This is a genomic window from Micromonospora sp. WMMD998 (assembly GCF_029581235.1).
GTDB lineage: Bacteria > Actinomycetota > Actinomycetes > Mycobacteriales > Micromonosporaceae > Micromonospora.
The window spans coordinates 6,094,482-6,116,275 of record NZ_CP120740.1 but is presented as its reverse complement, the minus strand read 5'-3'; the positions used below and the strand labels follow the sequence as shown (position 1 = coordinate 6,116,275).

The 21,794-nt window shown below is 72.1% G+C and carries 14 protein-coding genes and 2 pseudogenes; 8 read left to right on the top strand and 8 right to left on the bottom strand.

The window, feature by feature from the left end; all coding sequences use genetic code 11:
* The first annotated feature begins 218 nt into the window (after positions 1–218).
* The gene (locus O7619_RS27785; protein WP_282284375.1) at positions 219–5,282 is read left to right on the top strand and encodes an NAD-glutamate dehydrogenase; all 5,064 of its coding nucleotides are present in this window, start codon (positions 219–221) and stop codon (positions 5,280–5,282) included.
* A 76-nt stretch (positions 5,283–5,358) separates the two neighbouring features.
* Here the strand turns inward: O7619_RS27785 and O7619_RS27780 are convergent.
* From O7619_RS27780 to O7619_RS27770, 3 genes and pseudogenes are all read right to left on the bottom strand, one after another.
* Positions 5,359–5,826 (bottom strand): annotated as a pseudogene (locus O7619_RS27780) (class F sortase); the annotation flags it as partial.
* Between the two features lie 456 nt (positions 5,827–6,282).
* Positions 6,283–6,456: pseudogene (locus O7619_RS27775) on the bottom strand (class F sortase); the annotation flags it as partial.
* On the bottom strand, positions 6,443–7,450 hold the full coding sequence (locus O7619_RS27770) for a hypothetical protein (RefSeq protein WP_282284374.1): 1,008 nt from the start codon (positions 7,448–7,450) through the stop codon (positions 6,443–6,445). The pseudogene O7619_RS27775 and the gene O7619_RS27770, both read right to left, overlap by 14 nt.
* Positions 7,451–8,128: 678 nt before the next feature.
* Here O7619_RS27770 and O7619_RS27765 point away from each other — a divergent pair.
* On the top strand, positions 8,129–9,946 hold the full coding sequence (locus O7619_RS27765; protein WP_282284373.1) for a glycoside hydrolase family 6 protein: 1,818 nt from the start codon (positions 8,129–8,131) through the stop codon (positions 9,944–9,946).
* 114 nt (positions 9,947–10,060) lie between these two features.
* Here O7619_RS27765 and O7619_RS27760 read toward each other — a convergent pair whose 3' ends face one another.
* The 5 genes from O7619_RS27760 to O7619_RS27740 all read right to left on the bottom strand — a co-directional run bounded on the left by O7619_RS27760 (position 10,061) and on the right by O7619_RS27740 (position 14,516).
* Positions 10,061–10,444 (bottom strand): hypothetical protein, encoded by a 384-nt coding sequence (locus tag O7619_RS27760; protein WP_282284372.1) that lies wholly within the window; start codon positions 10,442–10,444, stop codon positions 10,061–10,063.
* Between the two features lie 90 nt (positions 10,445–10,534).
* The gene (locus O7619_RS27755) at positions 10,535–10,855 is read right to left on the bottom strand and encodes a hypothetical protein (protein ID WP_282284371.1); all 321 of its coding nucleotides are present in this window, start codon (positions 10,853–10,855) and stop codon (positions 10,535–10,537) included.
* Between the two features lie 16 nt (positions 10,856–10,871).
* The gene (locus O7619_RS27750; protein ID WP_282284370.1) at positions 10,872–12,527 is read right to left on the bottom strand and encodes a sodium:solute symporter family protein; all 1,656 of its coding nucleotides are present in this window, start codon (positions 12,525–12,527) and stop codon (positions 10,872–10,874) included.
* Positions 12,528–12,692: 165 nt separating this feature from the next.
* Positions 12,693–13,910, bottom strand: a complete 1,218-nt coding sequence (locus O7619_RS27745) for a hypothetical protein (RefSeq protein WP_282284369.1) — start codon at positions 13,908–13,910, stop codon at positions 12,693–12,695.
* Positions 13,911–13,922: 12 nt separating this feature from the next.
* Positions 13,923–14,516 (bottom strand): hypothetical protein, encoded by a 594-nt coding sequence (locus O7619_RS27740; protein ID WP_281586964.1) that lies wholly within the window; start codon positions 14,514–14,516, stop codon positions 13,923–13,925.
* Between the two features lie 303 nt (positions 14,517–14,819).
* Between O7619_RS27740 and O7619_RS27735 the strand changes: the two genes are divergently transcribed.
* The 6 genes from O7619_RS27735 (at position 14,820) to O7619_RS27710 (ending at position 21,587) form a co-directional block, all read left to right on the top strand.
* Positions 14,820–17,189, top strand: coding sequence for a nitrate- and nitrite sensing domain-containing protein (locus tag O7619_RS27735; RefSeq protein WP_282284368.1), 2,370 nt, complete (start codon positions 14,820–14,822; stop codon positions 17,187–17,189).
* Complete coding sequence (locus O7619_RS27730; protein WP_282284367.1) at positions 17,189–17,608, top strand: roadblock/LC7 domain-containing protein; 420 nt, start codon at positions 17,189–17,191, stop codon at positions 17,606–17,608. Before O7619_RS27735 ends, O7619_RS27730 begins: the two co-directional genes overlap by 1 nt.
* A complete protein-coding gene (locus O7619_RS27725; protein WP_282284366.1) occupies positions 17,598–17,987 on the top strand; it encodes a DUF742 domain-containing protein in 390 nt (129 codons plus the stop codon). Before O7619_RS27730 ends, O7619_RS27725 begins: the two co-directional genes overlap by 11 nt.
* Entirely contained in the window at positions 17,968–18,561 is a 594-nt protein-coding gene (locus O7619_RS27720) for an ATP/GTP-binding protein (protein ID WP_282284365.1), read from the top strand. The genes O7619_RS27725 and O7619_RS27720 overlap by 20 nt, the downstream gene beginning before the upstream one ends.
* Positions 18,562–18,620: 59 nt before the next feature.
* Positions 18,621–19,655, top strand: coding sequence for a lactonase family protein (locus tag O7619_RS27715; protein WP_282284364.1), 1,035 nt, complete (start codon positions 18,621–18,623; stop codon positions 19,653–19,655).
* Between the two features lie 177 nt (positions 19,656–19,832).
* Positions 19,833–21,587: a substrate-binding domain-containing protein gene (locus tag O7619_RS27710; RefSeq protein WP_282288970.1), complete on the top strand. Its 1,755-nt coding sequence runs from the start codon at positions 19,833–19,835 to the stop codon at positions 21,585–21,587.
* Positions 21,588–21,794 lie beyond the last annotated feature (207 nt).

Below are 21,794 nucleotides of genomic sequence, written 5' to 3'. Positions count from 1 at the left end.
ACCGCCTCCGCGCGGCGAGAAGGGCCGTGTGACAGTGTGATGAACATCGCCAGCCGGGTATTCCGGGTCCGGCCGACCACGCACCCGCAACAGGTGAAAGGGCACAGTCCCGATCCGGACGTCCGGCCAGTGGTCCGCCGACGGAGGAGCACAACGGCAGGGCCTAGGCTGGGCGGCAGAGTGACCCACAACGCGGTGGGTCGAGGGGAGTGGCACCGATGGACCGGCGTCCGGCGATCAAACCGGGACCCGACCTCCGGCAGGCTGACACCAGCCGGGACGATGACGGCTTCGATTCGGAGACCGACGGGGATGGTTTCGGCCACCTCGACACAGGAGTGACCGGGATGACCGGTTCCAGCATCGACACCCTCTACGACCTGGGCCTGCCGACGCAGGCGCTCGTCGACGAGTCGGAGGACGCCGAGCTGGACGAGCCGGTGCCCAACGCGGAGCGGCTGGTCGCCCAGGCGGTCGTGCTGGCCGGCGACGACCACGACGCCGCCACGCTCGTGGACCGTTTCTGGCGGTTCGCGCCGGACGAGGAGCTGATCGGCTTCACCGCCGAGGAGATGCTGGAGGCGGCCCGGGCGCACCGGGACCTGGCCCAGCAGCGGGTTCCGGGCGAGCTGAAGCTGCGCATCCACGAGCCGGACGCCGAGCAGCACCACACCGTGGTCGAGATCGTCACCGACGACATGCCGTTCCTGGTCGACTCCGTCACCGCGCTGCTGAACTCCCGCCACCTCGACGTACACCTGCTGGTGCACCCGCTCGTGGTGGTCCGGCGCGAGCCGCTGGGCCGGCTCACCGAGGTCTCCGCGGACGTGGAGCCGGACGACGCGATCGCCGGCGACCTGGTCGAGAGCTGGATGCGGATCGAGATCGACCCGGTCCGCGACCCGGCCGAGCGGGAGGCGCTGCGCCGCGAGCTGCAACGGGTGCTGACCGACGTGCGCGAGGCCGTCGAGGACTGGCCCAAGATGCGGCAGCGGGCGACGGCGCTCGCCGACGAGCTGGCCGCCGCGCGGACCTCGGACAACCGCCCACCGGTGCCGGAGAAGGACATCACCGACTCGGTGGAGCTGCTGCGCTGGCTCGCGCACGACCACTTCACGTTCCTCGGCTACCGGGAGTACCGCCTGGTCGACACCGACGGGGCGGACGGCGGGCAGGCCCTTGAGGCGGTCCTCGGCACCGGGCTGGGCATTCTGCGCTCCGACTCGCCGGAGGCCCGGTCGCTGGCGTCGATGACCCCGGAGGCGCACGAGCGGGTGCTGGAGAAGCGCCTGCTCATCATCACCAAGGCCAACTCGCGGGCCACCGTGCACCGGTCGGCCTACCTCGACTACATCGGTTTCAAGATCTTCGACGATGCCGGCGAGGTGGTCGGCGAGCGGCGCTTCCTGGGCCTGTTCTCCACTGCCGCCTACCGGACCAGCGTGCAGGAGCTGCCGGTGGTCCGGCGCAAGGTCGCCGAGGTGCTGGACCGCTCCGGCCTGAGCCTGCGCAGCCACTCCGGCAAGGACCTGCTCCAGATCCTGGAGACCTATCCGCGCGACGAGCTGTTCCAGATCAAGACCGACGACCTCTACCACGCGGTGATCGGCGTGCTGCGGATGGCCGGTCGCCGGCAGTTGCGCGTCTTCCTGCGGCGCGACGCGTACGGGCGGTTCATCTCCTGCCTGATCTACCTGCCGCGGGACCGGTTCACCACGCAGAACCGGCTCCGCATGCAGGACATCCTGCTGCGGGAGCTGAACGGCGTCGGCGTCGACTACACCACCCGGGTCACCGAGTCGATGCTGGCCCGGGTGCACTTCATCGTCCGCACCGACCCGAACAGCCCGCCCGGGGACATCGACGCCGACCTGCTCGCCGAGGAACTGGCCGACGCCACCCGGCTCTGGGACGACGACTACCGGCTGGTGCTGGAGCGCAAGCTCGGCGACGAGCAGGCCAAGCACCTGTTCGGTCGCTACGCCGACGCCTTCCCGGAGGGCTACAAGGACGGGCACACGCCGTACGAGGCGATGAAGGACCTGGCCAAGCTGGAGCTGCTGGAGGAGCCCGGCCAGCTCGAGATGCACCTGTTCCGCAAGCAGTTGGCGCCCCGCGCCCACGCGGGCCGGGCGAGCGACGCCGACGAGACGATGGACGTGCGGTTCAAGGTCTACCGGTACGGCGAGCCGATGATGCTCTCCGCCGTGCTGCCGGTGCTGCACTCGCTCGGCGTGAAGGTGGTCGACGAGCACCCGTACGAGGTGGAGCGCATCGACGGCCGGATCTGGCTCTACGACTTCGGGCTGGAGCTGCCCGAGCGGCACCAGGACCTGGCCGAGGTGCGCCCGCACGTGGAGAACGCCTTCGCCGCCGCCTGGCGGGGCGAGGCCGAGGTGGACGGCTTCAACGAGCTGGTGCTGCGCACCGGGCTCACCTGGCGGCAGGTGGTGGTGCTGCGGGCGTACGCCAAGTATCTGCGGCAGGCCGGCACCGTGTTCTCCCAGGAGTACATGGAACAGACGTTCATCGCGTACCCGCGCGTCGCCGGGCTGCTGGTGCAGCTCTTCGAGACCCGGTTCGCGCCCGGCGCGGCCACGCTCGACGAGCGCCGGCAGCGCAGCGGCGAGCTGGTCGACGCCATCGGCGAGGCGCTGGACGAGGTGGCCAGCCTCGACCAGGACCGGATCCTGCGCGCCTACCTGACGCTGATCCAGGCCACCCTGCGCACCAGCTTCTACCAGAAGCCGCCGGCCGGGCGGCCCAAGCCGTACGTCGCGTTCAAGCTGGACCCGCAGGCCATCCCGGACCTGCCGGCGCCCCGGCCCAAGTTCGAGATCTTCGTCTACTCGCCCCGGTTCGAGGGCGTGCACCTGCGGTTCGGGCCGGTGGCCCGGGGCGGCCTGCGCTGGTCCGACCGGCGCGAGGACTTCCGTACCGAGGTGCTGGGCCTGGTCAAGGCGCAGATGGTGAAGAACGCGGTGATCGTGCCGGTCGGCGCCAAGGGCGGCTTCGTGCTCAAGCAGAAGCCGGGCGACCGGGACGAGGCGGTGATCTGCTACAAGGAGTTCATCTCCGCGCTGCTCGACGTCACCGACAACATCGTCAGCGGCGAGATCGTGCCGCCGGACGACGTGGTCCGGCACGACGCCGACGACCCCTACCTGGTGGTGGCGGCGGACAAGGGCACCGCGACGTTCTCCGACATCGCCAACGAGATCTCCACCGCGCACCGGTTCTGGCTCGGTGACGCATTCGCCTCCGGTGGCTCGGCCGGCTACGACCACAAGAAGATGGGCATCACCGCCCGGGGCGCGTGGGAGTCGGTGAAGCGGCACTTCCGGGAGCTGGGGCACGACACCCAGACCCAGGACTTCACCGTGGTCGGCGTCGGCGACATGTCCGGCGACGTGTTCGGCAACGGCATGCTGCTGTCGGAGCACATCCGGCTGGTGGCCGCCTTCGACCACCGGCACATCTTCCTCGACCCGGACCCGGACGCGGCCACCTCCTACCGGGAACGCAAGCGGCTGTTCGACATGCCCCGGTCGTCGTGGGAGGACTACGACCCGGAGCTGATCTCGGACGGCGGCGGCATCTTCCCGCGTACCGCGAAGTCGGTGCCGCTCACGCCGCAGGTGCGCGCGGTGCTCGGCCTCGACGACGACGTCACGCAGCTCAGCCCGCAGGAGCTGATGAAGGCGATCGTCACCGCGCCGGTGGACCTGTTCTGGAACGGCGGCATCGGCACCTACGTCAAGGCGTCGACCCAGACCAACGCCGAGGTCGGGGACAAGTCCAACGACGCCATCCGGGTGGACGGCAAGGGCCTGCGCTGCCGGGTGGTCGGCGAGGGCGGCAACCTGGGCTTCACCCAGCAGGGCCGGATCGAGTACGCCGCGGGCGGCGGTCGCATCTACACCGACTTCATCGACAACGCGGCCGGGGTGGACTGCTCCGACCACGAGGTGAACATCAAGATCCTGCTGAACACGGCGGTCGCCGACGGCGAGCTGGACCGGCCCGAGCGCGACGAGCTGCTGGCCCAGATGACCGACGAGGTCGCCGAGCTGGTGCTGCGGGACAACTACGACCAGGCCAGGGCGATCAACAACGCCCAGGCCCAGGCCGCCTCGCTGCTGCCGGTGCACCGGCGGATGATCAACGAGCTGGAGCGGTCCGGCGCGCTGGACCGGGCGCTGGAGGCGCTGCCGCCGGACGAGGAGCTGGCGGTACGCACCGAGAACGGGCTGTCCGCGCCGGAGTTCGCGGTGCTGCTCGCGTACGTGAAGATCGTGCTGGAGCGGGAGATCGTCAGCGAGGGGCTGGCGGACGAGGAGTGGACGACGGACGTCCTGGTCAACTACTTCCCGACCCCGCTGCGGCAGCGCTTCGCCGACCGGATGGGCCGGCACCGGCTGCGCCGGGACATCGTCACCACGGTGCTGGTCAACGAGGCGATCAACCGGGGCGGCATCTCGTTCGTGTTCCGGGTCGTCGAGGAGACGGCCGCCTCGGCGGCGGACGTGCTGCGGGCGTACGTGGTGGTCCGCGAGGTGTTCGAGCTGGGCGACCTGTGGAACGCGGTCGAGGCGCTCGACAACAGGGTGTCGCCGCAACTCCAGACCGCCGTCTACCTGGACACCCGGCGGTTGCTCGACCGCGCGGTGCGCTGGCTGGTCACCAACCGGCGCTCCCCGATCGACGTGCCGGCGGAGATCGCCCGGCTGCGCGACGGCGTGGTCCGGCTCCTGCCGGACCTGGAGCACCTGTTCTGGGGCACCGAGCGGGAGGCCATCGCGGCGCACATCGAGTCGCTCGCCGAGCGGGGGCTGCCGCGTGAGCTGGCCGTGCGGGCGACCCGCATGATGTACAGCTTCGGCCTGCTCGACATCGTCGAGACGGCGCAGACGACCGGCCGGGAGGTGAGCGAGGTGGCGTCGGTCTACTTCGTGCTCTCCGACCGGTTCCGGGTGGACGCGCTGCTGTCGAAGATCTCCCTGCTGCCGCGGGAGGACCGCTGGCAGACGCTGGCCCGGATGGCGTTGCGCTACGACCTGTACGCCGCGCTTGCCGCGCTCACGGCGGAGGTGCTGGGCTCCACCTCGGAGAGCCTCCCGCCGGTGGAGCGGGTGCAGCAGTGGGAACAGGCGAACGCGACGTCGATCCACCGGGCGCACCGGGCGATGGGGGAGTTCGACGAGTCCCGCGCCGACCTGTCCGCGCTGTCGGTGCTGCTGCGCCAGATCCGTACCCTGGTACGGACGTCCGCGGCGGCCTGAGGTGTAAGGCGGGGCCCCCTCTTAACGCATTCGGTAGAGGCGGGGGCCCCGCTTAACACCCGACGCACCGCGCCGGTCACGCGGTCATCCGCGCGTAGACCACGATGTTGTTCAGGTAGCTGCCGGCGGCCTGGTCGAACACCCCGCCACACGTCACCACCCGCAGGCCGGGCACGGCGGACGGGCCGTAGACCTGTTCCGCCGGGAAGGCCGTTTTCGGGTACGACCGGACGTCCTCGACGGTGAAGGTGGCGGTCGAGCCGTCCTGCCGGGAGACCGCGATGGTGTCGCCCCGCACCAGGGCCCCGAGGCTGAAGAACACCGCCGGGCCGAGCTTGGCGGAGTCGACGTGCCCGACGACGACGGCGTTGCCGACCTCACCGGGGCTGGCGCCAGGGGAGTACCAGCCCGCCTTCATCGCCTGGTCCAGCGGGGGCACCTGCACCGTGCCGTCCGGGTTGGTGCCGAGTGCCATGATCTCGGCGCGTACCCCGATCCGGGGGATCACGATGGTGGTGGGCACCGACCGGGCCAGCCCGGCCGGGACGCCGGTCCTGCCCGGTGCGCCCGTGGGCGCCGCCGTTGTCCCGCCCGGTCCGGCGGGTTTGTTCGGTCCCGCTGGTCGGATCGGGCCTGCGGGTCCCGTCGTGCCGGCCGGGCCTGCGGGTCCTGTTGTTCCGCCTGATCCCGCGGGTACGCCCGGTCCTGCGGGTCCCGTCGTGCCGGCGGGTCCTGCCGGTCCCGCTGTTCCGCCGGGTCCTGTTGTTCCGCCGGGTCCCGCGGATCCGGCCGGTGCCGCCGGTCCGGCTGGACCCGGTGTTCCGGTCGTTCCTGCCAGTCCTGCCGGTCCGGTCGTTCCCGGTAGCCCCGCTGGACCTGCTGGCCCCGTCGGCCCTGCTGGCCCCGTTGGCTCCGGCGGGATCGGGTCCGGCGAGGGGGCGTACCACGGTTTGTCGGCCTGGAGGATCCCATCGGTTGCCGGCTCGGCGGGGTCCGCCGTGTCTGCCTGCGCGATCGGCTGCGGCGGGACGGGCGGCGGGATGGTGCGCACGGACGCGCCGATCAGGCCGGAGCCCACCATGGCGAGCAGGACGACGAGCGCCGTGCCGGCGGCACGCCACGGTCTCCCGTGACGGCCGCCGGCCCGGGTCGTCGTCCGATCAGGCCAGGTCACCGGCCCGACGCCGGCGCAGCAGCACCAGGCCACCCAGCGCGGCGGCACCGATCATGCCGGCACCTCCGGTGGCGAGACCGATGTTCATGCCGGTGGTGGTCATGCCGCCGTCACCGCCGTCGACCCCGCCGTGGGGCAGGACCACGAGTTCGCCCTCGCCGCAGGAGCCCGACAACTCGTACCGGCCCGGGTGGGCGTCCTCGGAGACACGGGCCTCGCCGTAGTAGACGAAGTCCTTCCCGTGCTCCCAGCCGGCCTCGTCCCCGCCGTGGCCGTACTCGTCGCCTCCGTGCTCCTCCTTTCCGTCCTTGCCGTGTTCGTCCTTGGCGTCCTTGCCGTGGTTGTCCTTGGCGTCTTTGCCGTGTTCGTCCTTGCCGTTCTTGCCGTCCTTGGCGTGCTGGTCATCGGCCCAGAGGGCGGCGTCCCAGCCCGGCTCGGCGGCCTGGCCGTACTCCTCCGGGACCTCGTCGCCGGCGTCGGCGGCCGTGCCGGCCCCCACCCCGCCCGGCTTCGGGTCGGCCGGCGGCTCCGGCATACCCGCCTCGCCCGGGCCGTGCCCGTCCTTGCCCTTGTCGTCCTTGCCTTCGGGGGCCTTGCCCTTGTCGTCCTTGCCCTCGGGGGCCTTGCCGTGGTCGCCGTGCCCGTCCTTGCCGTCGGGGCCCTGGTCGGCATCCTCGGTCCAGTCGTCGCCCCGGCCGGCCCAGTCACCGCCGCCGGCCCAGTCCCCGCCGTGGTCGGCCCAGTCCCCGCCGTGGTCGGCCCAGTCCCCGCCGCCGGCCCAGTCGCCGCCGTGGTCGGCCGAGTCGCCCCAGTCGCCGTGCTCACCGTCGCGGGCCGGGTGGAGGCCGACCTTGCCGGTCACCTTCGACCAGACGTAGGCGTGCTCCTGTGGCTCGGAGCAGATCTGGAGCAGGTCGACGGTGTCACCAGCCTTGACCACGTGCGGCTTGGCGATGACCTTGCCCTCGTCGTCGTGCCCGCCCGCGTTGGCCATGCCTGGGGTAAACGCGAGAAGGCCGGCACCGCCGAGAGCGGCACCCGCAACGACCTTCCCGAGCATCTTGTTAGCCATGAGCAGCGTCACTCCATCCCTGTTCGTCCTGAGCCCGACGTCAGTCGAGCTAAGGCCGACGTTAGACGCTTTCGCGAAATATTCGGGGAAAGATTCGTTTTTAGAAGTTTGCCGATGATGCGGCTTTAGCGCATCTGAGGACGCTCCGCACCGTCCACACCTCCGGTGTCGCCTTGTCTCGCCTGTCGACATCGCTGTTCCGAAAGATGCGGAGCTGGCCGATCTTGGTGCGAATGCGCCCCCAGGGGTGTTCGCACCAGGATCGCCGCGGGTGTGGCGGCGTGCGGCGGGGGCGGGGGTAAGGTCAGGAGGCGCATCGAGCCATTGCCATGGAAGCGCTCCCATGCAAGAATCGCTGCACGCGGTTCGGGGAGCCACACCGCGAGTTCAGACGTCGAGGGCAGCCGGGTCTCACCGGAACGACGTCCGGCTCCCCACGGCCGGTCCTGCGGACCGGTCGGCACCACCACCTTCACGCCCGTCCGGGTCGGGCGTCCCCGAAGTGACCCGTGGCGTGCACGGTCGTTCCCGCAGGACGACCGCCGCCGCCATTCCGCCGGGCCGTACGCGGATCCGGTCTCGCCCAAGGAGATCACTGGTATGAATCTGTGGAGAAGGCTGTCCGGCCGGAGCCGGACGTTGGCGCTCACCGGCGCCGGCGTCCTCGTGGCCGGCGGGCTGGTGACCCTCCCGGTCACCGCGGCGCAGGCCGCAACGCAGTGCAGCGTGGACTACACCACCAACGACTGGGCCGGCGGCTTCACCGCCAACGTGGTCATCAAGAACCTCGGTGACCCGGTCAGCTCGTGGACCCTCGGCTTCACCTTCGGCAACAGCAGCCAGCGTGTGCAGCAGGGCTGGTCGGCGAAGTGGTCCCAGAGCGGCCAGAACGTCACCGCGCAGAACGAGTCCTACAACGGCTCGCTGGGCACCGGCGCCAGCGCCAACATCGGCTTCAACGGCGCGTGGAGCGGCAGCAACCCGAAGCCGACCCGGTTCACGCTGAACGGCACGGTCTGCAACGGCGGTACGCCGCCCACCAGCACCCCGCCGACGAGCACCCCGCCGACGAGCACGCCGCCCACCAGCACGCCGCCGACGAGCACGCCGCCCACCAGCACCCCGCCGACCAGCACCCCGCCCACCAGCACCCCGCCCGGGCAGAAGGTGGACAACCCCTACGTCGGGGTCAAGGGCTACGTGAACCCGGAGTGGAAGGCCAAGGCCGAGTCGGTCTCCGGTGGTAGCCGGGTGTCCAACAACCCGACCGCCGTCTGGCTCGACCGGATCGCCGCCATCGAGGGCACCCCGGACAGCAGCTCCAACGGCGCGATGGGCGTTCGTGAGCACCTGGACGCCGCGCTCGCCCAGGGTGCCGGCTACATCCAGTTCGTCATCTACAACCTGCCCGGCCGGGACTGCTCCGCGCTCGCCTCGAACGGTGAGCTGGGCCCGGACGAGCTGCCGCGCTACAAGTCCGAGTACATCGACCCGATCGCCGCGATCCAGGGCGACGCGAAGTACAAGAACCTGCGCATCGTCAACATCATCGAGATCGACTCGCTGCCCAACCTGGTGACCAACACCTCGGGCAACGCCGGCGGCACCGTGATGTGTGACACCGTCAAAGCCAACGGCGCCTACGTCAACGGCGTCGGCTACGCGCTGGCCAAGCTGGGCTCGATCGGCAACGTCTACAACTACATCGACGCCGGCCACCACGGCTGGCTCGGCTGGGACAGCAACTTCGGCCCGGTCGCCGACCAGCTCAAGGCCGCGGCCGTCGCGTCCGGCAGCACCGTGCACAACGTGCAGGGCTTCATCACCAACACGGCGAACTACTCCGCGCTCCGCGAGCCGTACATCAAGGTCACCGACTCGGTGAACGGCCAGACCGTGCGGCAGTCCAAGTGGATCGACTGGAACATGTACGTCGATGAGCTCTCGTTCGCCCAGGCGTTCCGGCAGAAGCTGGTCTCGATCGGCTTCGACAGCAACATCGGCATGCTGATCGACACCTCCCGCAACGGCTGGGGCGGCTCCGCCCGGCCCACCGGCCCGGGCCCGTCGACCAGTGTGGACGCCTACGTCGACGGCGGTCGGGTCGACCGTCGCTTCCACGCCGGCAACTGGTGCAACCAGGCTGGTGCGGGCCTCGGCGAGCGGCCGAAGGCGGCGCCGGAGTCCGGCATCGACGCCTACGTGTGGGTGAAGCCCCCGGGTGAGTCGGACGGCTCCAGCAAGGAGATCCCGAACAACGAGGGCAAGGGCTTCGACCGGATGTGCGACCCGACGTACACCGGCAACGCCCGCAACGGGAACAGCATGTCCGGCGCCCTGCCGGACGCGCCGATCTCCGGCGCCTGGTTCCCGGCTCAGTTCGCGCAGCTCATGCAGAACGCCTACCCGGCGCTGTAGAGCCGCGGCCGGACCACCCGCCGCGGCGGGAGTGAGGCACCGCCGCGCGGGTTCCCCGGGCCCCTGGTCGACGCCCACGTCGACCAGGGGCCCCCGGCTGTCCTCAGGCGCGCATCAGGGCACCGTCTTCTCGATCGCCGCCCGACCCAGCTCGGCCAGGTCACGGCGCGCCCGCTCCACGTTCTCCGGCGTCACGTCCTGACCGCGCGCCCGCACCAGGTCCTCCGGCTCCCATGGCTGCTCGGCGCCGGTGCGGACGTTGTCCCCGCCGGCTCCGGTGCCGGTGCCGGTCGCGCCGGTCCCGGCCGCGTACGGGTCGCCGAGCAGATCCGGCGACCCGGTGTCGGCCACCGCGCCGTCCGGCTCGGTGAACGTGGGGTTGTCCGGGTCGGCGCCGCCGGCCCGCAACTGCGGCACCGTGCTGTCGTCGTCCACCGCCGCGGCCACCTCGGGGGCCTCCTCCAGCGGGCGCTCGCCACCGGGGTCACGATCGGTCATGCTGCTGCCTCCTGTCCCCATCGCTGATCCCCCCGGCGTACCCCGTGCCGGGCCGGCCATGCCGGTCGGCCCGGGATACGCGCGGCCGGGTCAGGACTCGTCGGACCGGCTCTCCGGCGCCTCGGTCGGGCTGAGTCGCTGCCAGAGCAGCATGAGCAGCCCGAACACGAGCATCACCGCGCCGGCCCACAGGTTGATCCGGACGCCCTGCGCCTTGTCGATCTCGGCCGACGAGTCGAAGAGCCCCATCAGCCCGACGATCAGCCCGTACACCACGAACAGCCCGCCGATCACCCGGCGGATGTCGAACAGCCGGGCCGCCGCCGAGTTCGCCTCCCGGGCGTCCTCGGTCTCGTCGACGAGTGGGTCGTGGGCCTCGCCGTCCTGGTAGCGGTCCGCGTTGTCTGCCATGACGTGGGTCCCTTCCTCAGAAGACCGGGATGTAGAAGAGGGCGGCGAGGACCACGGCGACGACGCCGAGCAGCACCGGGGAGCGGTACCAGGCCGCGTCGCCGGCCAGCGAGTCGTCGGCGAGCGTGGTGTCGCTCATGCCGTACACCAGGCCGGTCAGCTCGTCGTCGGTCTTCGGCCGGGTCAGCGGCGTGATGATCACGGCCACCACCGCGACCGTGACGAAGGCCAGGCCCGCGCCCCAGAAGCTTTCCTCCAGGTCGGAGTTGAAGCTGATCACGCCGGCCCGGTAGAGCAGGTAGGTGGCGATCGCCACCACCGTGCCGGCGAGCAGCGACCAGAAGCCGGCCAACGCGCTCATCCGACGCCAGAACATGCCGATGATGAAGGTGCCGAAGAGCGGGGCGTTGAAGACCGAGAAGAGCGCCTGGATGTAGTTCATGATGTTGCTGAACCCGGCCGCGATGAAGGCGGTGCCGATACCGATCACCACCGCGGCCACGGTGGCGATCCGGCCCACCCGCACGTAGTAGTCGTCCGGGCGGTCCTGCCGGAAGTACGCCTGCCAGATGTCGTACGTGAAGACGGTGTTGAAGCCGCTGACGTTCGCCGCCATGCCGGCCATGAACGACGCGACCAGGCCGGTGACCGCGATGCCGAGCACGCCGTTGGGCAGCAGGTCGCGCATGAGCAGCGGGATGGCGTTGTTGTAGACCAGGTCGCCCTGGTCGGCGCCCAGGCCCTTGACCGTGATCAGGGCGATCAGGCCGGGGATCACGGTGACCACCGGGATGAGCAGCTTCGGGTACGCCCCGATGATCGGGGTACGCCGGGCGGCGCTCATGTTCCGGGCCGACAGCGCGCGCTGCACCTCGGCGAAGTTGGTGGTCCAGTAGCCGAAGGAGAGCACGAAGCCGAGGCCGAAGACGATGCCCAGCCAGTGCGCGCCGAGCGGGTTGTCGGTGCTGCCGGTGCCCTGCCAGGCGTGCAGGCCGGCCTCGCCGAGCCTGGAGCCCCGCACGGCGTCCATCAGCCCGTTCACGCCGCCGACCTTGACCAGGCCGATCACCGTGATCGGCACCAGCCCGGCGATGATCACGAAGAACTGGAGCACCTCGTTGTAGATGGCGCCGGAGAGCCCGCCGACCGTGATGTACGCCAGCACGATCATCGCGCCGATCACGATCGCGACCCAGAGCGGCCAGCCCAGCAGCGCCTGCATGATCAAGGCCAGCGCGTAGAGGTTCACGCCCGCGATCAGCACCTGGGCGACCGCGAAACTGATCGCGTTGAGCAGGTGGGTGGGACGGTTGAAGCGCAGCCGCAGGTATTCCGGGACGCTGCGGACCTTGGACCCGTAGTAGAAGGGCATCATCACGATGCCGAGGAAGACCATCGCCGGCACGGCGCCGATCCAGTAGTAGTGGACCGTCATGATGCCGTACTGCGCGCCGTTGGCGGCCATGCCGATGATCTCCAGCGCGCCCAGGTTCGCCGAGACGAACGCCAGGCCGGTGACCCAGGCGGGCAGCGAGCGCCCGGACAGGAAGAAGTCGACGCTGGTCTTGATGGCGCGCCGGGCGGCGAAGCCGACCCCCAGCACTGTGACGAAATAGAGCGCCAGGATCAGATAGTCCAGGGCGTTCATGTTCAACCGTAGGCCGCCGCCCATGCCTGTGGCTCCCCTCATCCGGGTGGGTGCTGCGCCCGCAGTTACCCCGATCGCGAGGTTTCATGCCTGCTGTGCGGTGTAAGGAGGGGCCCCTTCTTAACGCCTGGCGTAGAGAAGGGGCCCCTTCTCACACGGCGGCCGTGTGAGGTGGCGGGTGGGGGAAGGTCAGCGGCCCAGCACGCGGTCCAGGAAGTCGCGGTAGCCGCGTACGGCGACCCGGAGCTGTTCGGTGTCGGACGAGCCGGACTCCTGCCAGGCGCCGAGCCGGGTGCGTTGCTCCCGCAGCGCCGTGGACAGCGCCTCGATCGCCTCCTCGACCAGGGACTCCGCCTCGCCGACCGCAGCCTGCGGGTCGTCCACGAAGCGCAGCTGGACGTCGCGCCAGCGGTCCCGGAAGCCCTGCGCGGCCTCCGGGGCGAACAGCGTCGCCGCGTCGCCGGGCACGGCGCCGGACGTCGGCCGCTCCGCGCCGGCAAGCGTCCCGGCCGCCGCGCCGCCGGCCGCCGTGCCGCCGCCCGCCGTGCCCGCCGCCGCGTCGTCGCCCGCCGTGCTCGCCGCCGCGGTGGCGGTTTCCGGGTCGACGGTGTCGTGGTGCCGTCCGGTGGTGTCGGCGACCGGCTCGGCGTCGGGGTCGACCAGGCCCGGCTCGGGGCTGCCGTAGCCGACCGCGCCGGCGGCCACCGCGTCGTCCCGGTCCGTGCCGTCGACGGCCGCGTCGTACCGGTCCGTGGCGTCGACGGCCGCGTCGTACCGGTCCGTGGCGTCGACGACCGTGTCGTCCCGGTCCGTGGCGTCGACGACCGTGTCGTCCCGGTCGGCGTCGGCGTGCTCGGCGTCCCACTGGTCCCGGCCGTGCAGCCGGTCACCGGCGGTCGGGTCGGCCCGCTCGTCGTCGAGCGGCTCGGTGCGGCCCGGTGCGCCGTCGCCCGGGACGGCGGTGTCCTCGCCGCGCGCGTCCCGTTCGTCCTCCGGACGGCCGCCGGCCAGCGCCGAGGCGGCCACCGCGTCGCCGACCGTGGCCGCGCCGAACGCCGTCGGCAGCGGCGCCGGCTCGTGGAAAGCGGGCCGACCGTCGTCCTCCACCCGGTCGGCCGCGTCGTCCGGCTCGTCGGCGTCATACGCCCGCGTCGCGTCGGGCGCGCCGGTGTCGTGCGCCTGCGTGGCGTCGGGCGCGCCGGTGTCGTACGCCTGCGTGGCGTCGGGCTCCGCGTCCCGCTCGTCGCCCACGGCCGGGTCGTCGAACGTGCCCCGGTCGTCGAGCGCGTCCTCGGGCACCTCGGCGCGCTCGGCGTCGGCGTGGCCGTCCGGTGGCGGGACCGGTACCGGCGTGGACCGTACGGCCTCGGGGTGGTCCTGCGTGACCTGCTGCTCTTCCTGGCGCATGGCGGCGGCTCCTCAGCGGCTCGTGGCGTCGTGCTCGGGGTCGGGGTGGCGCTGCTCCGGCGGCTGCTGGGCGACCGGGTCCTCGCCGAGCAGGTCGGCGAAGAGGGCCCGGTAGTGCACAAGCGCCTGGCGGAGGTCCTCGGTACCGGCCTCGCCGCGTTCGTTGCGCTGCCGGATCTCGTGGGCGTCGCGGTAGTGGGTGAGTGTGCGGGCGTGCTCGACGGAGAGGTGGGCGATCTGGTCGGAGAAGTCGCCGGTGGGATATCCGCGCTCGGCGATCAGACGGCTGACCAGTTCGTCGGCCTCGCCGACGGTCTCCGCCGGCGAGTCGACGAAGCGCACCTGGACCTCCTCCCAGGCGGCGGCGTAGCGGGCCCGGGACTCCGGGCTGAGCGGGGTCAGCTCCAGCTCGGCGTGCCGACGCTCGCGCTCCCGCAGCTCGCGTTCGGCGGCGCCCCGGCTGTCCTGCTCGGCGACGACCCGGTCGTACTCCGGGCCGAAACGCTGCCGCAGCGCCCGGCGGCGATTCGCGACCACGGCGAACGCGGCGAGCGCGGCGACGACGATGACGACGATGACTATGACGACTACCTGGGTGGACGACATGGCTCCTCCTTCGGCAGCTGGTATTCCCTGGTGCGGGTGATCGCCAATCCCGTTCCGGGGCACTTTCCCGGTGGGGCGGAAAAGGCGGGCGGTGGAAGAACCGCCCGTCCGGCGACGAGTCGGGCTCCGACGGCGTCCACCAGGCTCGTCTCGGACGGTAGCGAGCGTCGAGACGGCCGGTAGTGCATCCGCCGGGGATTACGTATCCTGCCCAAGGCGTCCGGGTGGGGCTCCGGCGTCGAGGCCGGTGACCTGACGGCCGCTGCCGGAGCCATCCAGCGAACCTTCCCGGGCGAGGTCTGATTGAACACCCGCGACTGGCCGATCCGCGCCAAGTTGACCGCGCTGGTCATCGGCCCGGTGACCGGGCTGCTGGCACTGTGGCTCTTCGCCACCACGCTCACCTTCGGGCCCGCGCTCGACCTGCTCGCCGCCCGTACCTTCCTCTACGACCTGGGTCGCCCGGGCGAGAGCGTGGTCGCCGAGCTGCAACGGGAACGACGGCTCTCGGTGGTCCAGCTCGCCGGTGACGGCGTCCTGCCGGAGCTGGTCGGGCAACGCGAGCGCACCGACCGGGCCGTCGACGAGCTGCGCCGCCGGATCGACGGCGAGGAGCTGCGCGACGCGGCCGACGACCACCTCGACTACCGGCTCGACCAACTGGGCGCGGCGCTTGACGCGCTGCCGGCGGGGCGGGTCTTCATCGACGGCCGGAAGGTGGACCGGGCCGGTGCGGTAGGGCTCTACAGCGGGATGATCGGTTCGGCGTTCCAGGCATTCTCCGCCATGGCCGCGACGCCGGACGTCCAGATCAACCGGGAGGCGTCCGCGCTCACCGCGCTGGGCCGTTCCCGTGAGCTGCTCGGCCAGGCCGACGCGCTGCTGGCCGGCGCGGTCACCGCCGGCCGGTACGCCGAGGGCGAGCACGAGCAGCTCGTGCGGACGGTGGAGAACCATCGGTTCCTGGCCGAGACCGCGGTCGCCGACCTGCCGCCCGGCGAGCGGGCCGACTACCAGCGGCTGACCGAGGGCGGCGCGTTCCTCCGGCTGCGCGCCCTCCAGGACGCCCTGATCCGCTCCACCGACCTGCCCGCCCGCTTCGACGTGCGAGCCTGGGAGACCAGCCACGCCGAAGTCTGGGCGGGCCTGCGGGACTTCGAGCTGCGCGGGGCGGACGGTCTCACCGAACGGTCGGTGCCGATGGCGGCGCGGATCCTGATCCAGCTCGCCGTCGCCGGAGTGCTCGGCCTGGTCGCGATCGTGGTCTGCGTGCTCGTGGCGTTGCGGGTCGGCCGGTCGCTGGCGCACCGGCTGACGAGTGTGCGGACCGCCGCGACCGAGGTGGCCGAGCAGCGGCTGCCCGACGTCGTCGCCCGGCTGCGCCGGGGCGAGGAGGTCGACGTCGCCCGTGAGGCCCCCGAGCTGGACCACGGCGGGGACGAGATCGGCCAGGTGGCGCGCGCGTTCAACGAGGTGCGCCGGACCGCCGTCCGCGCCGCGGCCGACGAGGTCACCCTGCGCCGGGGGTTCAACGAGGTCATCCTCAACCTGGCCCGGCGCAGCCAGGGGCTGGTCCACCGCCAACTGGCGCTGCTGGACCGGCTGGAACGGCGCACCGAGGACCCGGACGAGCTGGCCGGGCTGTTCCAGGTCGACCACCTCGCCACCCGGCTCCGCCGGCACGCCGAGGACCTGGTCGTCCTGGCCGGGGCCGCGCCCGGGCGGGGGTGGCGCCGGCCGGTCGCGGCGGTGGACGTGATGCGCGGGGCGATCTCCGAGGTCGAGGCGTACGACCGGGTCGACGTGGGCGACGCGCAGCCGGCCGGGGTGCTCGGCCGGGCCGTCGGTGACGTGATCCACCTGCTCGCCGAGCTGATCGAGAACGCGACCGCCTTCTCCTCGCCCGGGACCCGGGTGGACGTCACCGGTCGTACCCTGCCGGGTGGCTACCTCATCGAGATCACCGATCGTGGGCTCGGCATGTCCCCGCCGGCGATGGCGGCGGCCAACCGCAAGCTGGCCGTCCCGCCGGACTTCGATCCGACCGAGAGCGCCCGGCTGGGCCTGTTCGTGGTGGCCCGGCTGGCCGCGCGGCACGGCGTGGGGGTGGAGCTGCGACCGGGACGTCCGGCCGGGACCACCGCGGCGGTGTTCCTCCCGTCGGACCTGATCACCGACGAGCCGCCGGTCGGCTCGGACGCCGCCGGCCCGGAGCGGCGGCGGATGGCGAAGGTGAGCCGGCTGACCACGGTGCCCCGCGGCCGGTCGACCCGGCCGGGCCGGGAGCGCCCGGAGTCCACGGTGATCCCGTTGGCGATGGCCCGCGCCTCGACCGTGGAACCGCCCGCCGACGACGACGGCCTGCCCCGCCGGGTGCGGCGGCGCGGCCCGGCGGCGCGTCCCCGCGCGGTCGCCGCCGACACCCCGGCCCTCCGCCCGCCGGAGGAGGCCCGCCGGGCCATGTCCGCGTTGCAGGCCGGCACCGCCCGCGGGCGTCGGGACGGCACGCGCGCCGTCGGGGGTCCGACGGTCGCACGGATCGGGGACGCCGGTCCGGCCGAGCCCACCGACGTGCCGGGTGACATGGGTACGCCGTCCACCGCGCCGGAGCCGGCCACGGAGCCCTCCCCGCCGGCGCCGGACCAACGAACCGCGACAGAGAGGGACGCCTAGTGGTGCACACGACGCGGCAGAACGCCGATCTCGACTGGCTGCTCGACGACTTGGTGGAGCGCGTGCCGGGCGCCCGCCGGGCGGTGGTCCTCTCGGCGGACGGGCTGCTCCTCGGCGCCTCCGCCGAGCAGGACCGCACCGACGCGGAGCACCTCTGCGCGCTGGCCTCCGGTTTCTCCGGCCTGGCCAAGGGTGCCACCCGGCACCTGAGCGGCGGCGCGGTCCGGCAGACGGTGGTGGAGATGGAGTCGGCGTACCTGTTCGTCACGGCCGCCGGGCAGGGTGCCTGCCTGGCCGTGGCCAGCGACGCCGACGCCGACATCGGCCTGGTGGCGTACGAGATGGCGATGCTCGTGATCCGCGTCGGCGAGAACCTGGCCGCGCCGGCCCGGATCGTGGAGCCGACCGATGCGGGCTGAGCCGCCGGTGTCGGCGCACGAGTGGCTGGACGCCGACGCCGGTCCGGTGGTGCGCCCGTACACGCTCACCGGTGGGCGGGTGCGTCCGCCGGTCGACGGCTTCGACCTGCTGGCGTTCGTGCTGACCACGTCGGCGGCCCAGCCGGCCGGCGTCCCCGGCCTCCAGCCGGAGCATCGCCGCCTGGTCGAGTTGGCCCGGCGGCCGACGGCCGTCGCCGACCTCGCCGCCGACCTGGACCTCGCCGTGGGTGTGGTCCGGGTGCTGCTCGGCGATCTTCTCGCCCATGGGTTCGTCGCGGTGCACCGGCCCCCGGCCGCCGCGTACCTGCCCGACGACAACATCCTCAAGGCGGTGGTCAATGGACTCCGTGCGCTTTGATCGGGAGCCGGCCGTGCCGCTGGCTTTGAAGATCCTCATCGCCGGTGGCTTCGGCGCCGGCAAGACCACGCTTGTCAGCGCGTTGAGCGAGGTCCGCCCGTTGCAGACCGAGGAGGTGCTGACCGGGGCGGGGCTCGGCACCGACGACGTCTCCGGCGTGGAGCAGAAGTCGACCACCACGGTGGCGATGGACTTCGGCCGGATCACCATCAACGACGATCTCCAGGTCTATCTGTTCGGCACCCCCGGGCAGGACCGGTTCTGGTTCCTCTGGGACGAGTTGGCCTTCGGCGCGCTCGGGGCGGTGGTGCTCGCCGACACCCGGCGGCTGGCCGACTGTTTCCCCTCGATCGACTACTTCGAGCAGCGGGGCATCCCCTTCGTGGTCGGGGTGAACTGCTTCGAGGGGTCCCGGCGGTTCGGGTTGGAGGCGGTCCGCGACGCGCTCGACCTCGATCCGGACGTCCCGCTGGTGTTGTGCGACGCCCGGGACCGACAGTCGGGCAAACTGGTGTTGATCTCGCTGGTCGAGCACGTGGCCCGGCAGCGGGGCGAACCGGTGCCGGTGGGCTGACCCCGGCCGCGCGGGGAGCCGGGTGGGATCGGCAGCAGCAACGGCGGAAGGTGGGAATGGTGACCGGGCAGCACGAGATCGTCCACATCGGCGGTTACACGGCGGAGTCGGACGGGCGGGCGGACGGGATCGTGGCGGCGCGGCGTGACCCGGCGACCGGGGCGTTGACGCCGCTCGGGACCGTGGCGGTCACCCCGTCGCCGTCGTTCCTCGCCCGGCACCCGGGGCGGCCCGTGCTGTACGCCGTCAACGAACTCTCCGACGGGCGGGTGAGCGCGTTCCGGGTGGCCCCGGACGGCGACCTCGCGCCGCTGGGCGTACGCCCGACCGGTGGGGCCGAGCCGTGCCACCTCGCGGTCGCGCCGGACGGGCGGCACCTGTTCGTGGCCAACTACGGCGGCGGCAGCCTGGCGGTGTTCCCGCTGGACGCCGACGGCGTGCCGGGGGAGCGCACCGACCTGGTCCGGCACGAGGGGCACGGCGTCGATCCGCAGCGGCAGGAGCGGGCGCACTGCCACATGGTGTCGCCCGACCCGGACGGTGGGCCGCTGCTCGCCGTGGACCTGGGCACCGACTCGGTCTACCGGTACGACCTGGACGCCGGCTCGGGGCGGCTCGTGCCCCGGGCACCCCGGCTGCGGACGCCTGCCGGCACCGGGCCCCGGCACCTGGCCCGGCACCCGGACGGGCGGCGCTGCTGGCTGGTCGGTGAGCTGGACGGCACGGTCACCGCGTACGACCTGACGCCGGACGGGCTGCACCAGCGGGCCCGGGTCGACGCCAGCGGCCGGACCGGGCACGTCCAGCCCTCCGAGGTGGCGGTCGGGCCGGACGGGCGCTTCCTCTACGTGGGCAACCGCGGGGTGGGCACGGTGGCCGTCTTCGCGCTCGGCGGCGCGGCGCCGGAACTGGTGGCGGAGGTGGACACCGGCGGTGAATGGCCCCGGCACTTCGCGCTGGCCGGGGGGCACCTGTACGTGGCCGACGAGCGGGCCGACCTGATCCGGGTCTTCCGGGTGGATCCCGGCACCGGGGTGCCGGAGCCGGTCGGGGAGCCGGTGCCGGCCGGCAGCCCGACCTGCGTGCTGATGTGACGAAATGGTGACCGTATGCGCTGTCCGTAGTGGAATGTGATCACCTAAGTTACTGACCAATAACTCAGCGTATCATTTAAGTGATCAAGTATTGCTCCTGCGTAACTTTCGTCCGAACGGTTGTGGCAGTAACCCCACGAGATACGCAAGATGGTCACCGTGTCTGGCCGCCATCGCATGCGTTCCAACCTCCGTGGGGCAGGTGCCGCCGCGGCGGCAACCGCTCTCGTCGCCGTCGTAGCCGGTTCCTGGTTCGGCTACCAGCAGCTGGCCGGCCCGAACTGTTCGGGCCGGATCGAGCTGTCGGTGGCGGCTGCCTCGGAGATCGCCCCGGCGGTACGCGGCGCCGCCGACGAGTGGGTCGCCAACGGCGCCCGCGTCGGCGAGACCTGCATCGCGGTGAACGTCACGGCGGCCGAGTCGGTGGACGTGGCCGCCGCCGTGGCGAGCAAGCACGGCGCCACCCTGGCCGGCGTCGGGCAGGCCAGCGGCACCGCGGTCACCCCCGACGTCTGGGTGCCCGACTCCTCGACCTGGCTGGTGCGGCTCAAGGCCGGCGGCGCCAGCGCCTTCGCACCGGCCAACGGCGCGTCGATCGCGCGCAGCCCGGTGGTGGTCGCGCTGCCCGAGCCGGTGGCCACGCGGATCGGCTGGCCGGACAAGGAATTCCGCTGGTCCGACATGCTCCAGCAGGTGACCTCCAGCAAGCCGCTCCGGGCCGGGATCGTGGAGCCGACCCAGGACGCGGCCGGCCTGTCCGGCCTGCTCTCGCTGACCGCGGCGGCCAGCTCCACCGGTGAGGCCGGATCCCCGAAGGCCCAGGAGGCGATGGTCGGGGCCCTGCGCGCGCTTGCCACCAACCGTTCCTCGCTGCGGCAGGACCTGCTCGCGCGGTTCCCGCGCTCGTCCGACCCGACGGCCATCGCCAACGGGCTCGGCGCGGCGGCGCTGTCCGAGGAAGACGTGATCGCCTACAACAACACCAAGCCGCCGATCAAGCTGGCCGCGCTCTATCTGGATCCGGCGCCGATCCCGCTCGACTTCCCGTTCGCGGTGCTTCCCGGCATCGAGCCGAGCAAGGCGTCGGCCGCGCGGGTGCTCTTCGAGGCGCTGCGGTCCGCCGACTTCAAGGACCGGCTCGCCGCCCAGTCGCTGCGCGCGCCGGACGGCAACTGGGGGCGTGGCTTCCAGGCGCCGACGGGCGCGCCGAGCCCGGCCAACGGCGGCGAGAAGCAGGTCCCGCCGTCCGGTCAGGGCGGCGCGGCCGACCTCGACCCGGTCGCCATCTCGACCGCGACCACCACCTGGTCGGTGGCCACCCAGTCCGGCCGCATGCTCTGCGTCATCGACGTCTCCGGCTCGATGAAGAAGCCGGTGGCCACCGCCAACGGCGCGAGCCGGGAGCAGGTCACGGTGGCAGCGGCGGGTCAGGGCCTCGGGCTCTTCGACGACTCCTGGTCGATCGGTCTGTGGACCTTCTCCACCAACCTCCAGGGCTCGCAGGACTGGCGGGAGCTGGTCCCGATCCGCCCGCTGTCGAGCAACCGGGGGCCACTCCAGCGCGGCCTGGCCAACGTCCGGCCCTCCAGCGGCGACACCGGCCTGTACGACACGATGCTTGCGGCGTACAAGAAGGTGCAGCAGGACTGGGAGCCCGGCAAGGTCAACTCGGTCGTGCTCTTCACCGACGGCAAGAACGAGGACGACAACGGCATCTCGCAGAAGGGGCTGCTCGACCAGCTGAAGAAGCTGCAGGACGACGAGCAGCCGGTGCAGGTGATCATCATCGGCATCGGCAACGAGGTGAACCGGGCCGAGCTCAAGTCGATCACGGACACCGTCGGCGGTGGCGCGTTCGTGACCACCGACCCGAGCAAGATCGGTGAAATCTTCCTCCAGGCCATCGCGCTGCGTCCGCCCGCACCGCGCTGACCTGGGGATCAGTGACATCCTTCCGCCGTGCCGGGGTTTCCGGTGCGGCGTAAGGCCTCCCGGGTCAAGACACGGGAAGTGAACTGACGGTAATGTGTCCGAATCAATTGGTAACCATAATTGTCCTGGCATGATGTCCGGGTGCCTCGACCGCGGGTCCTCTTCGGGACCGGGTGGGGACGGGGCGGTCGGCAAGTAAGTGGGGAG